The sequence below is a fragment of the Saccharopolyspora terrae genome (genome assembly GCF_004348435.1).
GTDB lineage: Bacteria > Actinomycetota > Actinomycetes > Mycobacteriales > Pseudonocardiaceae > Saccharopolyspora > Saccharopolyspora endophytica.
The window spans coordinates 154,574-168,550 of record NZ_SMKS01000007.1; the positions used below are offsets into that span (position 1 = coordinate 154,574).

Consider the following 13,977-nt stretch of genomic DNA (forward strand, 5'->3'; position numbering starts at 1 on the left):
GTATTCTCGTGCCGTGCCACGACCCCGGGAGTTCGACGAAGCCGGTGTCGTCGCGGCGGTCCGCCAGGAGTTCTGGGACAAGGGCTACGCGGCGACGTCCCTGGACGACCTCATGCGTGCCAGCGGACTCGGCAAGGGCAGCCTCTACGGCGCGTTCGGCGACAAGCGGAGCCTGTTCCTGCGCGTGCTGCGCGACTACGACGAGACCAACGACCGCATGCTCCGCGAGCGCCTGGCCGAGGCGGAGCGGGGCGTGGACTTCGTCCGCGACTTCGTGCGCGGTCCGGGGCGCGACGCGACGGGCGCCCGGCGCGGCTGCCTGCTGGCCAACACCACCGCCGAGCTGGCCATGAGCATGCCCGACGTCGCCGCAGAGGCCCGCCGCAGCTACGAGGCGACCACGCGGGTGCTGACCGACGCGCTCGACCGCGCCCAGCGCGAGGGCGACGTCGACCCCGACGCGGACACCGAGGAACTCGCCCGGGCCGTCCTGGCCGCCCAGCTCGGCATCGTCGCGCTCGGGCGCACCGGCATGGACCTCGACGAGCTCGCCACGGCCGCCGACTGCGCCCTGCGCAGGCTGCTGCCCGCTACTGGCTGAGCAGACCCATCGTCGTGGTGGCCAGGGCGACGACGAGGATCGTCGAGCAGGTGCCCAGCGCGAACGCGCGCGGTCCCGTGCGCAGCAGCGCCTCGACGCGGACCGCCGTGCCCAGCGCGAACAGCGCGGCGGTGAGCAGCAGCGTGGTGACCGGCCGGGACACGTCGACGACGAACTCCGGCAACACCCCGCTGCTGCGCAGCGCCACGGTCGCCAGGAATCCGGCCACGAACATCGGCATGATCGGCGGTCGCGTCGCCGTCGCACGCCGCCGGCTGAGCAGGCTCACGCCGGTCACCAGGGGGGCCAGCAGCACCACGCGGCTGAGCTTGACCACCACCGCCAGCGCCACCGCCGAAGCACCCAGCGGCGAGGCGGCGGCCACGACCTGAGCGACCTCCTGCACGCCCGCCCCGGCGATCCGCCCACCGAGGTCCGCGCCGATACCCGTGGCCGCGAAGGTCACCGGCAGCGCGATCATCGCGACGGTGCCGAACACCGTCACCATCGCCACGCTGGTCGCCACGTCCTCGTCCTCGCGATCCACCACGCCCTCCACCGCCGCCACGGCGGACGCCCCGCAGATCGAGAACCCGGTCGCCACCAGCATCGACAACCCTCGCGAGACTCCCAGCACCCGGCCGAGCCACAGCGTCCCGGCGAAGGTCACCGCCACGGTGATGAGCACGGCCAGCACCGTGCCCGCACCCAGCCCGAGGACCTGCCCGATGCTCAGCTGCAACCCGAGCAGCACCACGCCCGCGCGCAGCGGTGTGCGCGCCACCCACGCGAGTCCCGGCCGCACCCGCTCGGGCAGGCGGGGGAGGTTCCCGACGACCACGCCCAGCGCGACCGCGACGGTCAGCGCGCTGAGGACCGGGACCTGCGAGGACACCAGCATCGACACCGCCACGGCCGCGCCGGTGAGCACGAGTCCCGGAACGAGGTGGGCGTCAGCGCTGGTCAGCATCTTCACACCGGTCAGGTTCGCCGACCGCGCGGCGACCCGGTAGCCGTCGCCCGAGCAGGTCGTCATAGCCGAGTGGAATGCCCGCTCCCCATCGCAGGTGTCCAGGACCTACCCTTCGGGCATGACCGCGCCCGATTCGGAATCCCTGCGCCTGCTGGTGCTGGTGGGCGAGCTGGGCAGCATCGGGGCGGCGGCCGCCGAGCTGCGCATCAGCCAGCCCTCGGCGAGCAAACGGCTCAACCGGCTGGAACGCCAGCTCGGCCTGGCGCTGCTGGAACGCACCCGCCAGGGCTGCACGCCCACCCCCGCCGGGGAGATGGTGTGCGGCTGGGCGCGCGAGGTCCTCGCGCACGTCGACGGGCTGATGAACGGCGTCCGCGCGCTGCGCGCCCAGCAGGAGTCCAAGCTGCGGGTGGCGGCGAGCATGACCGTCGCCGAATACCTCGTGCCGCGCTGGATCAGCCTGCTGCGCGAAGCCCTGCCCGAGGTCCACCTGGAGCTCGACGTCACCAACTCCGCGGCGGTGGCCGAAGCGGTCCGGCACGGCCAGGCCGATCTCGGCTTCATCGAAACCCCCGACCCGCCCGAGGGCGTCTCGGTTCGCTACGTCGCCCGCGACCGCATGGTCGTCATCGCCCCGCCCGGACACCCCTGGTCGACGCTGCGGCGACCGCTGACCCCCAGCGAACTGGCCGCCACCCCGGTGATCGTGCGCGAACACGGCTCGGGCACGAGGGAAACGCTGCACCGGGCGCTGGCCGACGTCGGCGCGACGCCGGTCGCCCCGCTGCTGGAATTGCGCTCGACCACGGCGGTGCGCAACGCGGTCGTCGCCGGCGCAGGCCCGGCGGTGCTCAGCACGCTCGCGGTGGCCACCGACCTCGCGGAGAAGCGCCTCGTGGAGGTCCCGGTCGCCGACCTGGACCTGCGCCGACCGCTGCACGCGGTCTGGCGCTCAGGGCTTCAGCTCACCGGCCCGGCTGCCGCGCTGCTGGCCACCGCCATGCGCGCTCCCGACTGACGGCGGCAGCGCGCGCGTCGGTGCGGCGGCCTTGAGCAGCATCTCGTCGAACTCGGCCTCCGGATCCGACGCCAGCACGATCGCGCCACCGGCGCCGACCTGCCAGCGGCCGTCGACGAGCACCATCGTGCGAATGACGATGTTGAGGTCGGCCACGCCCGAGCACCCCAGGTAGCCGATCGCGCCGGAGTACACGCCGCGCGCCCGGTCCTCCAGCTCGCCGATGATCTCCATCGTGCGCGGTTTGGGCGCCCCGGTCATCGATCCGCCCGGGAAGCAGGCGCGCACGCAGTCGATCGCGTCGTGCTCGGGGCGCAGCGCACCGCGGATCGTGGAGACCAGCTGGTGCACCGTCTCGTAGGTCTCCACCGCCATCAGCTCGGGCACGTGCACGGTGTCCACCGCGCACACCCGGCCGAGATCGTTGCGCATCAGGTCGACGATCATCAGGTTCTCGGCCCGCGTCTTCGGGTCGGCCGCCAGCTCCCGCCGGATGCGCGCGTCCTCCTCGGGGGTCTCGCCGCGCGGCGCGGTGCCCTTGATCGGCTTGGCCTCCACGACCCGGTCGGGGGTGATCTTGAGGAACCGCTCCGGCGAGGAGCACGCCACCTCGACATCGCCCACGCGCAGGAAAGCGGAGTACGGCGCGGGATTCCGGCGGCGCAGGCGCCGGTAGGTCCGCAACGCCGATTCCGCGGCGGGCAGGTCCGCCGAGTTGGTCAGGCAGATCTCGTAGCTCTCCCCCGCGAGCAGGTGCTGCTTGCACTGGAGCACGTCGCGCACGTACTCGGCGCGGTCGCGGGCCAACGCGGGCTCGATTCCGTCGGCCTCACCGTCATCGGGTTCGTCGAGCCGGACCGGGTCCGACAGCAGCGCGGCGGTGTCGGCGAGCCAGTCGACGGCACCGGATCGGTCCTCGCCCTCGCTCAGCGCCACCAGGTAGGTGCGCTGCTGCTGGTGGTCGACCGCGACGAAGCGATCGGCGAAGGTCCACACCGCGTCCGGGGTCGGCGAGCGGTGCCGGTTGGGCGAGCCGCAGTCGGCCTTGAGCTCGTATCCGAAGTAGCCGACGTACCCACCGGTGAAGTCGAACGGCAGCGGCGGCGCTTCGACCTCGCGGCGTGCCAGCTCCCGCTGCAACCGGTCGAGGACCGGCTCGTCACCGGAGCCGACGCGGTAGACCAGGGTTTCGCTGAGCGGACCGGAATCGTCGCCGAGGAAGGAGAACCGCGACAGGCCCTCCTCGACCCGGGAGCTGTCCAGCCAGAACGCGTTCTCCGACTCCGAGAACAGCTGCGTGAACGCCGATTCGGTGTCGACCGCCCCGTCGAGCTCCACGACGTTGGCGCGGAACCTCCTCCGCGGCAGGGCCCGTCGCGGCGCCCGTCGCGCGGTCCGAGGGGTGCTGCGGGTGGCGAGGTCGCGGAAGTTGGCGAGCAGCCGCTCGCCGTGCTCGGACTCGACGGACTCCGGGTGGAACTGCACGCCCCAGCGCGGCAACCGCCTGTGCCGCAACGCCATCACCACCCCGTCCTCGGCGCGCGCGGTGACCAGCAGCTCCTCGGGAAGGGGCTCGGCCACGCACAGCGAGTGGTAGCGCACGGCGCCGAAGCCGGTGGGGATCCCGGCGAACATCTCGTCGCCGTCGTGCTCGACGCGGGTGATGTGACCGTGCCGCGCGACCGGGGCCGGCACGACGCGCGCGCCCTCGCTCACCGCCAGGCCCTGGTGGCCGAGGCAGACCCCCAGCACCGGCACGGTCGCCCTGGCCAGGACGTCGGCGCAGATGCCGAAGTCGCGCGGACGTTCCGGAGTGCCGGGTCCGGGCGAGAGGACGACGTTGTCGTAGTCGTCCAGGTCGACGGCGGCGTCGTTGGTGACCACGTGCGGCTCGCAGCCGTTGACCCGGGCCAGCAGGTGGAACAGGTTGTAGGTGTAGGAGTCGTGGTTGTCCACGAGCAGCGTGCGCACGACTCCACCCTCCCGTCCGGGGGTTGCGAGGATCAGCTGTCCTCGCCCTTCTTGTCCTCTTCGCCCTTGCGGTCCTCGTTGCCCTTGTTCTCCTCCCGCTTCTCCTTGCCGGGCGGCTCGGGGCGCTCGGTCCGCGCCGGCGGCGGAGGTGGCGTGCTGGTCGAGGAGTTCAGGACGGCGTCCGAGACGATCAGCGGCTGCTGGGCGCCGCGCAGTCCGAGCTGGTGGTGCTCGGTGATGCGCACCCCGTCGGCCATGACGAGTTCGACCCCGACCAGGACGGTGTTGGGCGCGCTGGTCCTCGGCGGCTCGATGACGCGCACGTCGGCCACGCTCGACCAGAAGCCCTCGTAACCCGCGCGGCCCTGCGCCTGCAGCCCGGTGCCCAACCGCGTCCACGCGTTGCCGGGGTGCTCGGGCAGCAGCGCGTAGTAGTCGGAGACGACGCGTTCGAGCTCGGCGGCCGTGGCGGACCGCTCCACCGGCTGCTCCCGCTCGCCCGAGGGCAGCAGGAAGGCCAGCAGGACCAGCACCACCGCGGCGGCACCGGCGGCCGCGTAGATCCAGCGCCGCGAGCGAGCGGGCCGCTGCGCCGGGACCGGAACGTTGTTCAGGCGCGTGCCCTGGCTCGGCGAACCGGCCGGAACCCGGGCCACCGGCTGCGTGATGTCCGGGTCGGTGACCGGCGGGAGCGGCGACGGAGCTCCGGCGACCACGGCCTGCATCGCCTCGCTCGCCTGCGCGGGCGTGGGCCGCTGAGCGGGGTCGACGTGCAGCATCCGGGTCAGCACCGGGGCCAGCACACCGGCCAGCTGCGGCGGGCGGATCTCCCCCGCCGCGACCTCGTGCAGCAGGGCGATCGAGTTGTCGGCGTCCGCGCCGAACGGGGGCACGCCCTCGACGGCGGCGTAGAGCGTCGCGCCCAGCGAGTAGACGTCCGAGGCCGGCGTGGGCGCGTGCCCGCGAGCGACCTCGGGAGACAGGTAGGCGGGCGTGCCCGCGATGATGCCGGTCTGGGTGACCGCGACGTCGTCGACGGCGTGCGAGATGCCGAAATCGGTGATCTTGGCGGTGCCGTCGTCGCTGAGCAGGATGTTGCCCGGCTTCATGTCGCGGTGGGTGATCCCGGCGGCGTGAGCGGCGTCGAGGGCGGCGGCCGTCTGCGCGCCCATGCTCGCCACCGCGCCGGGCGTCATGCGCCCCTTGTCCTCCAGGACCTCGGCGAGGCTGCGGGAGGGCAGGTACTCCATGATCAGCACGGGGAAGCCGTCCTGCTCGATCACGTCGTGCACGGCCACCGCGTTCGGGTGGTGCAGGCGCGCGGCGATGCGGCCCTCGCGCATCGCCCGCTGCCGGGCCTCCTCGACGAGCTCGGGGTTCGACACCGCGCTCGGGTTGAGCTGCTTGACCGCGACGGGGCGTCCCAGCAGCTCGTCGGCGGCCAGCCACACCACGCCCATGCCGCCGCTGCCCAGTCGCCGCTCCAGCCGGTACCGGTCGGCGAGCAGCGCGCCCACCTCTGCCACGCGTAGCCCTTCTGCTCGGGAAAAACCCAGACCAGGCTAACCCGGACGTGTGATCAGCCCTGGACCCCCGGGCACCTCCGCAGCCTCCGAGCTGGGAAAACGGGTACTTCCGGAGCAACACCATCCGGTTCACGGGCCGGTGCGGAGGAAATCCTGACGGCGCGTGACCGATGCGTGACACTGTGGTCCGACCGACCACGGGGAGGAACGTGATGGAGTACCGGACCGTCGGGGCGACCGGCGTTCGCGTGTCGCCGCTGTGCCTGGGCACGATGTCGTTCGGCGCGGACGCCGACGAGCAGACCTCGGCCGAGATGTTCCAGCAGGCGCGCGAGCTCGGCCTCAACTTCTTCGACACCGCCGACGTCTACGCGGGCGGGCGCTCCGAGGAGATCCTCGGCAGGCTCATCGCCGACTGCCGCGACGAGGTCGTGCTCACCTCCAAGGCGTTCTTCCCCACCGGCCCCGACATCAACGCCCAGGGCTCCTCCCGCCGGTACCTGGTGCGCGCGGTGGAGGCCAGCCTGCGGCGCCTGGGCACCGAGTGGATCGACTTCTACTTCGTGCACGCCTTCGACGAGCACACCCCGATCGAGGAGACCCTGCGCGCGCTCGACGACCTGCAGCGGCAGGGCAAGATCCGCTACCCGGCGGTGAGCAACTGGGCGGCCTGGCAGATCGCCAAGGCGCTGGGGGTCTCGGCCAAGGACCGGCTGGCGCGCTTCGAGCTGATCCAGCCGATGTACAACCTCGTCCGCAGGCAGGCCGAAGTGGAAATCATGCCGCTGGCCGAATCCGAGAAGCTCGGCGTGATCACCTACAGCCCGCTCGGCGGCGGTCTGCTCACCGGCAAGTACGGGACCAGCCGCCGTCCCGAGACCGGGCGCCTGGTCGACAACGAGCGCTACGCCCGGCGCTACGGGCAGGAGTCCGACTACGTCACCGCCGAGAAGTTCACCGACTTCTGCGCCCAGCAGGGCGTCGCGCCGGCCACGCTGGCCGTCGCCTGGGCGATGGCGGCCCCGGCGGTCACCGCGCCCATCATCGGCGGCCGCGATCTCGACCAGCTCGCCGATTCGCTGGCCGCGCTCGACATCGACATGACCCCGGACCTCCGCGAGGAGATCTCCCAGCTCTCCCCTCCCCCGCCGCCGGCGACGGACCGCACCGAAACCCGCGACGCCGCTCTCACCTGAGGCCGGAAAGTTCGCCGGGCGCGGGAAGACCGCGACGACGGGGGCGTTATCGTGCTTCTCGTCGTGGCGTTTTCGCTTCGCTCGGAGGGGATGGCCTTGAGCAGCAACGAGATTTCACGTTGGGCCGAACAGCCCAGGCCATCGTCCGCCGAAGGGTGGATCGCGCGAGCCCGTGACGTCGCGGGGGTTCTCGCCGCCGACGCCGTCGAGCGCGACCGGGCCGGTGCGGTGCCGACGCGAGAAGTCCAGCTGCTCAAGGACTCCGGCCTCGTCACCCTGCTGGGGCCCGCGGAGCACGGTGGCGCGGAGCAGCACTGGACCACCGCCTGCCGCGTGGTGCGCGAGGTCTCCGCCGGGGACGGCTCGATCGGGCAGCTGCTCGGCCACCACTACGTGTGGGCGTGGGCGATGCGCCTGGTCGGCACGCCCGAGCAGATCGCCGAGGTCGACGAGCTCTACACCACCCGCGGCCACTTCTTCGGCGGCGTGGTCAACCCGCGCGACCACGACCTCGTGGTCACCGATGAGGGCGAAACCCTGCTCTACCGCGGCAAGAAGTTCTTCTCCACCGGCAGCAAGGTCGCCGACCTGCTGGTGATGGAGGGAACGCTGGAATCCAGCGGGAACAGCGTGTTCGCGGTCGTGCCCGCGCAGCAGGACGGCATCGCCTTCGGCGACGACTGGAACAACCTCGGCCAGCGGCTCACCGTTTCCGGCAGCGTGGAGATCACCGACGTCCGGGTGCCGTGGTCCGGCGCCGCCGGGTACGTCGACAAGCAGTTCCGCCCCTCTGCTCTCAGCACCCTGCACGTGCCCGCGCTGCACCTGGTGTTCGCCAACCTCTACGTCGGCATCGCCCAGGCGGCGCTGCGCGCCGGCGTCACCTACACCCGGGGACACACCCGCGCCTGGCCCTACGGCGGTGAGGGCAAGAACTCCGGGACCGAGGAGTTCTACGTGCTGGAGGGGTACGGCGACCTGCAGTCCAAGCTGTGGGCCGCCGAGACGCTCACCGACGCGGCGGGGGCCAACCTCGCGCAGCTGCTGCACGCCGACCGCGAGTCGGTGACGCGCGAACAGCGGGGCCGCGCAGCGGTTCTCGTCTCAGCCGCCAAGCAGCGCGCGATCGACGTGGGCCTGGAGATCGCCAACCGGGTCTTCGAGCTGACCGGCGCCCGCGCCACGGCCAACTCGGTGGGCATGGACCTCTACTGGCGCAACCTGCGCACGCACAGCCTGCACGACCCGGTGGCCTACAAGCGGGTCGAGGTCGGCCGGTACACCCTGCGCGGTGACCTGCCGACCCCGTCGCCCTACAGCTGAGCTACTCCGGCGCTTCGCCGTCGGCCCAGGTGCGCGGCACGACCACGTGCAGGGCGTTGCGCGCGACCTCGAAGGCCTGCGGAGTGCTGGAGACGACCTCGCCGTCGATGTTGATCGGCAGCTCGCCCTCGGTGTCGATCCGCACCGCGCGGGTGCGGATGTGCTCGACCTGATCGCTGGACTTGCCGGTCTTGAGCCCGCGCACGACGTCGGCGAGCTGGCGGAGGTTGCCCTGCCGGATGACCGTGATGTCCAGCGCGTTGTCGTCGATGCCGGAGTCGCTGGCGGCCAGCTGCCCGCCGCCGAAGTAGCGACCGTTGGCGACCGAGACCTGGAGCAGCTTGTCGAACTCGCGGTCCTCGTGATCGCCGTCCGGGAAGGTCAGCTTGGCGCCGAAGGGACGGTGCTTGAAGAACGCCTTGGCGGTGGCCACCGGGTAGGCCAGCGGGCCGACGTAGCGCTTCAGCCGCGGCGACATGGCCTGCGCGACCTCCGCGCCGATGCCGACCGAGGCGCGGTTGACGTAGTAGTTGTCCCCGCAGAGCCCGAGGTCGACGTCGACGATGTGGCTGCCCAGGATGGTCTGGCAGGCCCCGTCGAGGTCATCGGGGATGTGCATGGTGCGGGCGAAGTCGTTGGCCGTGCCCAGCGGCAGCAGCGCGAGGGGGACGTCGCGGTGCGCGAGGCAGTCGACCACCGAGCTGACGCTGCCGTCCCCACCACCGATGATGATCAGGTCGTGGCCGCTCCTGGCAGCCGAGTCGACGGTCTCGACCAGCCGCGAGGGGTCCTGCAGCGGGTAGGTGGCGCCCAGGGGTACGCCGAGCTCGCGCAACCGGTCGAGGGCGTAGGCGTAGGCCTTGCCTCCGGTGCGCGAGTGCACGTTGACCACCAGGGCGGCTTTGGTGACAGGCCGCTCGATGCGAATGGTCCGCCTCCTGCGAAGTTCGGGGACACCGATGGCGTCCTTTCTACCGCCGTCGGGTCGCGGACCACACCCCAGAGGGGTGTCCAGGACCGGGCGGCGCCGCCGCGAGGCGTGGAACCGGCCTCGCGGCCTTCACCTCACCACAGGAAGGATCGGTCAGGCGCGGGCGCCGACGTCGGCGGTGACGACGCCGGTCGAGACCAGGCGGCGCTTGGCTCGGCGGGTGCCCCACGGACCGTGCAGGGCGATCATGTCGGACGGGAGCGGACAGGTGCGCCCACCTTCGGCGATCCGGGAAATACCGGCCTCCGGGCGGGGCTGAGCGTGCTTGGACACAGTTCTCACCAGCGAAAAGTAGGTAAAGAGCGATACTTGGGCAGGAGAGCACGCGCTGCCGGAATCAATTATGCGCCATCCGATGTCGATCTTCACGGCGGGGTCCACCTGTTCCGAATGCAGCGAATTCCATTCGCATTCCATTGTGGATCGAATTGCGATTTCCGCGAGTTCACCGAATTTTAGGGTTGATTTCACTTCCCACTGAAGCGATAGGCATCATCGCCACGTGCACGACCCCTCGGCGGGTCGCCTTCATCCGGGCATGCCATGGTTTGGTCATGACCGCCGGGCAGCAGGCCGAGCCGACCGCACAGCAGTCCCAGCCCGACCGAGGGCAGCGGTTCCACGCCGCGATGGAAGCCGTGACGCGAAGACTTCCCTTCGGGCTCTCCCGCGTCGTCGCGCCGAGCCTCCTCGGCTTCGCGCTGATCAACGGGTCCACCTTCGCCTTCGACCTGCTGCTGCTCACCCTGTTCCGCAGCGTGCTGCACTGGCCGGTCCCGGTGGCGTTCACCGTCGCCTACCTGATCGCCTTCGCGCTGAGCTTCGTGCTCAACCGGGCCCTGAACTTCCGCTCGCACGCACCCGTCGGACCGCAGGCCGCGCTCTACGCGGTGGCGATCCTGATCAACTACCTGGCCTTCATCCTCGGCCTCGGCAGCGGCCTGGCGGCGCTGGGCACGCAGTACCACGTGTCGCGGCTCCTCGCGGGCCTGTGCGAAGCGGTGTACATGTACAGCGTCATGCGCTGGGTCATCTTCCGCGACACCGACGGTCGCTGAGCTCCAGCCGCACCGGCTAGTGTCTCGACGTGCTCAACAGCGTTCGCGTGATCCGTCGGCTGAAGTCAGCGGACCACGGCTTCGTGCTGCGTTCGGCGTCGTGGCCGCGCAGCACCGCGGACCCGGCCTTGCGCCGGCTCACCCACCTCGCCGACCACAGCAAGCTGTGGCTCGGCATCGCCGCCGTGCTGGCGACCAGGCGCGGGCGGCTGCGGCGAGCGGCGCTGCGCGGAGCCAGCGCCATCGCGTTCACCAGCGCCGTGACCAACGGCCTCGGCAAGCCGCTGCTCCCCCGCCGCCGTCCGGCCGCCAACCTGCTCCCCGTGCGCCGCAGGCTCAGCGCGCCGCCGTCGTCGTCCTCGTTCCCGTCCGGTCACGCGGCCTCCGCGGCCGCGTTCACCACCGCGGTGTGGATGGAGTCCCCCGAGCTGGGAATGGCGCTGCTCCCGCTGGCCGGGGCCGTCGCGTACTCGCGGGTGCACACCGGGGTCCACTGGCCGACCGACGTGCTCTTCGGCGCCGCGATCGGCACCGGCATCGCCGCCGCCACCAGCCGCTGGTGGCCGGTGCGGCCGTCCACGCCGAGCATCGCCAGGCCCAGCGCTCGCACCGTCGCGATGGAAGAGGGCGACGGGCTGGTGCTGCTGGTCAACCCCTCCTCCGGTGATCCCGCCCGGGACCCCACCGCCGAGCTCGCCGGACTGCTGCCGCGCGCCGACTTCGTCTACCCGCTGCCCGGGGCCGATCTGGCCGATCAGCTGCACGAGCACCTCGACGCCACCGGGGACGCGAAGGCGCTCGGCGTCGCCGGCGGGGACGGCAGCGTCGCGGCGGCGGCCGCGGTGGCCGCGGTGCGCGGGCTGCCGCTGCTGGTGGTGCCGAGCGGGACCCTCAACCACTTCGCGCGCGATCTCGGCGTGAACAGCACCTACGACTCCGTGCGGGCGCTGCGCGCCGGTTCGGCGGTGAACGTGGACCTGGGCACGGTCAAGGTCGACGACGTGCCGCAGCAGTGGTTCGTCAACACCGCGAGCCTCGGCGGCTACCCGGACATGGTGCGGCTGCGCGAGAAGTGGGAGCACCGCTGGGGGAAGTGGCCCGCCGGAGCGGCGGCGCTGGTGCGGGTGCTGGCCAGCGCCGAGCCGATCCCGGTGCGGATCAACGGGATCGACCGCAAGATCTGGCTGTTCTTCGCCGGCGGCAACGGGTATCAGCCCAAGGGGCTGGCTCCGACCTGGCGGCCGAGGCTGGACACCGGCGTGCTGGACGTCCGCTACATCCGCGCGGACCTGCCCTTCTCGCGGACCCGGTTCGTGGCGGGAGCCCTGACCGGGGCGCTGTTCCACAACCGCGCCTACGTGCAGGAGGAGCGGGACCGGGTTCGGGTCGAGGTGCTGGGCGCGCCCGTGGCGTTGGCCCGCGACGGCGAGGTCTCGCTCAAGGGAACCGTTTTCGAGTTCGCAGCCCGTGACGGCGCGCTGCACGTCTACCGGCCGGACTGAGCGCGAGGACCCGGGGGCGCCGTGTCCCGTGTTCGGCGCCCCCGGGACCTCCTCGATCGTTCGTCAGGCGCCGATGGTGGCGGTGTCGATGACGAAGCGGTAGCGCACGTCACTGCCGGTGACGCGCTCGTAGGCGGCGTTGACCTGGTCCGCCGAGATGGTCTCGATCTCCGCGCCGATGCCGTGCTCGGCGCAGAAGTCCAGCATCTCCTGGGTCTCGGCGATGCCGCCGATCATCGAACCGGCCAGCGACTTGTTGCCGCCGATCAGCGAGAACGCGCTGTAGGACAGCGGCGTGCCCGGGGCACCGACGTTGACCATGGCGCCGCCGACGCGCAGCAGGCCCAGGTAGGAGTCGATGGGCAGCTCGGCCGAGACCGTGTTGAGGATCAGGTCGAAGCGGCCCGCCAGCGTCTCGAAGGTCGACTCGTCGCTGGTCGCGTAGTAGTCCTTCGCGCCGAGCCTCAGGCCGTCCTCCTGCTTCTTCAGGCTCTGGCTGAGCACCGTCACCTCGGCGCCCATCGCGGCGGCCAGCTTGACCGCCATGTGGCCGAGACCGCCCAGGCCGACGACGGCGACCTTCTTGCCGGGGCCGGCACCCCACTGCCGCAGCGGCGAGTACGTGGTGATGCCCGCGCACAGCAGCGGGGCGGCGACGTCGAGGCCGATGCCCTCCGGGATGCCGCAGACGAACGCGTCCTTGACCACGACCTGCTGGCTGTAGCCGCCGTAGGTGTTCTCGCCGTCGAAGCCGACGCCGTTGTAGGTCTGGACGTTGCCCTTGACGCAGAACTGCTCGGTCCCGGCCTGGCAGTACTCGCACTCACCGCAGGAGTCGACCATGCAGCCGACGCCGACGCGGTCGCCGACCTGGTACTGGGTGACCGCCGATCCGACGGCGGCGACGGTGCCCGCGATCTCGTGGCCCGGGACCATCGGGAAGATCGCGGTGCCCCAGTCCTCGCGGGCCTGGTGGATGTCGCTGTGGCAGATGCCGGCGTAGGCGATGTCGATCAGCACGTCGTCCGGCCGCAGGTCACGTCGCGTGATCGTCGTCTGCTCCAGGGGTGCCCCCGGGGACGGAACGGCGATAGCGTTCGTGATCGTGCTCATGAACCCTCCATGGAACAGCTTGTGCACGAGCTCTCGATGTAAGAGCCTTCTTACATTGGGACGTAAGAGGGCTCTTACATATTCCGATCGAAAGATGTGATCCAGGACATGGGCGGCAAGTACCACCACGGCGACCTCCGCGCCGAGCTCGTTCGGGTCTCGCTGGAGGCCATCGCCGAACGCGGCGTCGAGAGCTTCTCCGTCGCCGAGGCCGCCCGCCGCGCCAAGGTCAGCCCCGGCGCTCCCTACCGGCACTTCCCCGAGCGGGAGAGCCTCGTCGCCGCCGTGGCCACCGAGGTCGCCCACCAGCTGGCCGACGAGGTCGAGCAGGCCGCCGGCGAGCACGACGACCCCGTCGAGGGGCTCGCCGCCGCCGCGGGCACCTACACCGGGTACCTGATCCGGCAGCGGGTCGGCATGGACCTCATCAACGCCGAGGTCCTGCAGGGCGCCCGCTACGCGGAGCTGCACGACCAGACCCGCCGCCTCACCGACCAGTTCCTCCTGCGCACCATGGCGGTCGCTGCCCCGGCCGACGCCCTGGAGCTGATGGAGCAGCTGTTCACCCAGGCCCACGGCTACGGAACCTTCTGGCTCAACGGCGTCTTCACCAAGCACGGCTACACCCCGGACCTCGTGGTCCGGAAATCCGCCCAAGCCGCCCGGGTCGCCGTCGAGGGCTACCGCCACACCTCCCCCTGACCC

Annotated in this window: 13 protein-coding genes; 7 read left to right on the forward strand and 6 right to left on the reverse strand. The window is 71.6% G+C overall.

Going from position 1 to position 13,977, the window contains the following annotated elements:
- The first annotated feature begins 13 nt into the window (after positions 1-13).
- The gene (locus tag E1181_RS07425; protein WP_132673201.1) at positions 14-601 is read left to right on the forward strand and encodes a TetR/AcrR family transcriptional regulator; all 588 of its coding nucleotides are present in this window, start codon (positions 14-16) and stop codon (positions 599-601) included.
- On the opposite strand, the gene E1181_RS07430 is transcribed toward E1181_RS07425, so the two are convergent.
- The gene (locus E1181_RS07430; protein WP_132673228.1) at positions 591-1,571 is read right to left on the reverse strand and encodes a YeiH family protein; all 981 of its coding nucleotides are present in this window, start codon (positions 1,569-1,571) and stop codon (positions 591-593) included. The two genes, E1181_RS07425 and E1181_RS07430, sit on opposite strands and share 11 nt — an antisense overlap.
- 121 nt (positions 1,572-1,692) lie before the next feature.
- Here E1181_RS07430 and E1181_RS07435 point away from each other — a divergent pair, with 121 nt between their 5' ends.
- Positions 1,693-2,592, forward strand: coding sequence for a LysR family transcriptional regulator (locus E1181_RS07435; RefSeq protein ID WP_132673202.1), 900 nt, complete (start codon positions 1,693-1,695; stop codon positions 2,590-2,592).
- Here the strand turns inward: E1181_RS07435 and pabB are convergent.
- Complete coding sequence (pabB, locus tag E1181_RS07440) at positions 2,527-4,563, reverse strand: aminodeoxychorismate synthase component I (protein ID WP_132673203.1); 2,037 nt, start codon at positions 4,561-4,563, stop codon at positions 2,527-2,529. The two genes, E1181_RS07435 and pabB, sit on opposite strands and share 66 nt — an antisense overlap.
- Positions 4,564-4,595: 32 nt before the next feature.
- Positions 4,596-6,089 carry a serine/threonine-protein kinase gene (locus tag E1181_RS07445; RefSeq protein WP_132673204.1) on the reverse strand — a complete coding sequence of 498 codons (1,494 nt, stop codon included), beginning with the start codon at positions 6,087-6,089 and terminating at the stop codon, positions 4,596-4,598.
- A 212-nt stretch (positions 6,090-6,301) separates the two neighbouring features.
- On the opposite strand from E1181_RS07445, the gene E1181_RS07450 reads away from it, so the two are divergent.
- A complete protein-coding gene (locus tag E1181_RS07450; protein WP_132673205.1) occupies positions 6,302-7,285 on the forward strand; it encodes an aldo/keto reductase in 984 nt (327 codons plus the stop codon).
- Positions 7,286-7,381: 96 nt separating this feature from the next.
- A complete protein-coding gene (locus E1181_RS07455; RefSeq protein WP_408009383.1) occupies positions 7,382-8,608 on the forward strand; it encodes an acyl-CoA dehydrogenase family protein in 1,227 nt (408 codons plus the stop codon).
- Position 8,609: 1 nt separating this feature from the next.
- Here E1181_RS07455 and E1181_RS07460 read toward each other — a convergent pair whose 3' ends face one another.
- The gene (locus tag E1181_RS07460) at positions 8,610-9,500 is read right to left on the reverse strand and encodes a diacylglycerol/lipid kinase family protein (protein WP_235876582.1); all 891 of its coding nucleotides are present in this window, start codon (positions 9,498-9,500) and stop codon (positions 8,610-8,612) included.
- A 192-nt stretch (positions 9,501-9,692) separates the two neighbouring features.
- Positions 9,693-9,881, reverse strand: a complete 189-nt coding sequence (locus E1181_RS07465; RefSeq protein ID WP_132627042.1) for a hypothetical protein — start codon at positions 9,879-9,881, stop codon at positions 9,693-9,695.
- Between the two features lie 347 nt (positions 9,882-10,228).
- On the opposite strand from E1181_RS07465, the gene E1181_RS07470 reads away from it, so the two are divergent.
- Positions 10,229-10,657 carry a GtrA family protein gene (locus tag E1181_RS07470; RefSeq protein WP_132673229.1) on the forward strand — a complete coding sequence of 143 codons (429 nt, stop codon included), beginning with the start codon at positions 10,229-10,231 and terminating at the stop codon, positions 10,655-10,657.
- 29 nt (positions 10,658-10,686) lie between these two features.
- Positions 10,687-12,159: a bifunctional phosphatase PAP2/diacylglycerol kinase family protein gene (locus E1181_RS07475; protein WP_165944542.1), complete on the forward strand. Its 1,473-nt coding sequence runs from the start codon at positions 10,687-10,689 to the stop codon at positions 12,157-12,159.
- A 63-nt stretch (positions 12,160-12,222) separates the two neighbouring features.
- Here E1181_RS07475 and E1181_RS07480 read toward each other — a convergent pair whose 3' ends face one another.
- Positions 12,223-13,272 (reverse strand): NAD(P)-dependent alcohol dehydrogenase, encoded by a 1,050-nt coding sequence (locus E1181_RS07480; RefSeq protein WP_132673208.1) that lies wholly within the window; start codon positions 13,270-13,272, stop codon positions 12,223-12,225.
- 96 nt (positions 13,273-13,368) lie between these two features.
- Between E1181_RS07480 and E1181_RS07485 the strand changes: the two genes are divergently transcribed.
- Positions 13,369-13,974: a TetR/AcrR family transcriptional regulator gene (locus E1181_RS07485; protein ID WP_132673209.1), complete on the forward strand. Its 606-nt coding sequence runs from the start codon at positions 13,369-13,371 to the stop codon at positions 13,972-13,974.
- Positions 13,975-13,977: the final 3 nt, after the last annotated feature.

Excerpts from the sequence above, each read along its gene's own strand:
- E1181_RS07480 (WP_132673208.1), bottom strand. The coding sequence starts at position 13,272 with ATGAGCACGATCACGAACGCTATCGCCGTTCCGTCCCCGGGGGCACCC.
- E1181_RS07470 (WP_132673229.1), top strand. The coding sequence starts at position 10,229 with ATGGAAGCCGTGACGCGAAGACTTCCCTTCGGGCTCTCCCGCGTCGTC.
- E1181_RS07450 (WP_132673205.1), top strand. The coding sequence starts at position 6,302 with ATGGAGTACCGGACCGTCGGGGCGACCGGCGTTCGCGTGTCGCCGCTG.
- E1181_RS07435 (WP_132673202.1), top strand. The coding sequence starts at position 1,693 with ATGACCGCGCCCGATTCGGAATCCCTGCGCCTGCTGGTGCTGGTGGGC.
- E1181_RS07430 (WP_132673228.1), bottom strand. The coding sequence starts at position 1,571 with ATGCTGACCAGCGCTGACGCCCACCTCGTTCCGGGACTCGTGCTCACC.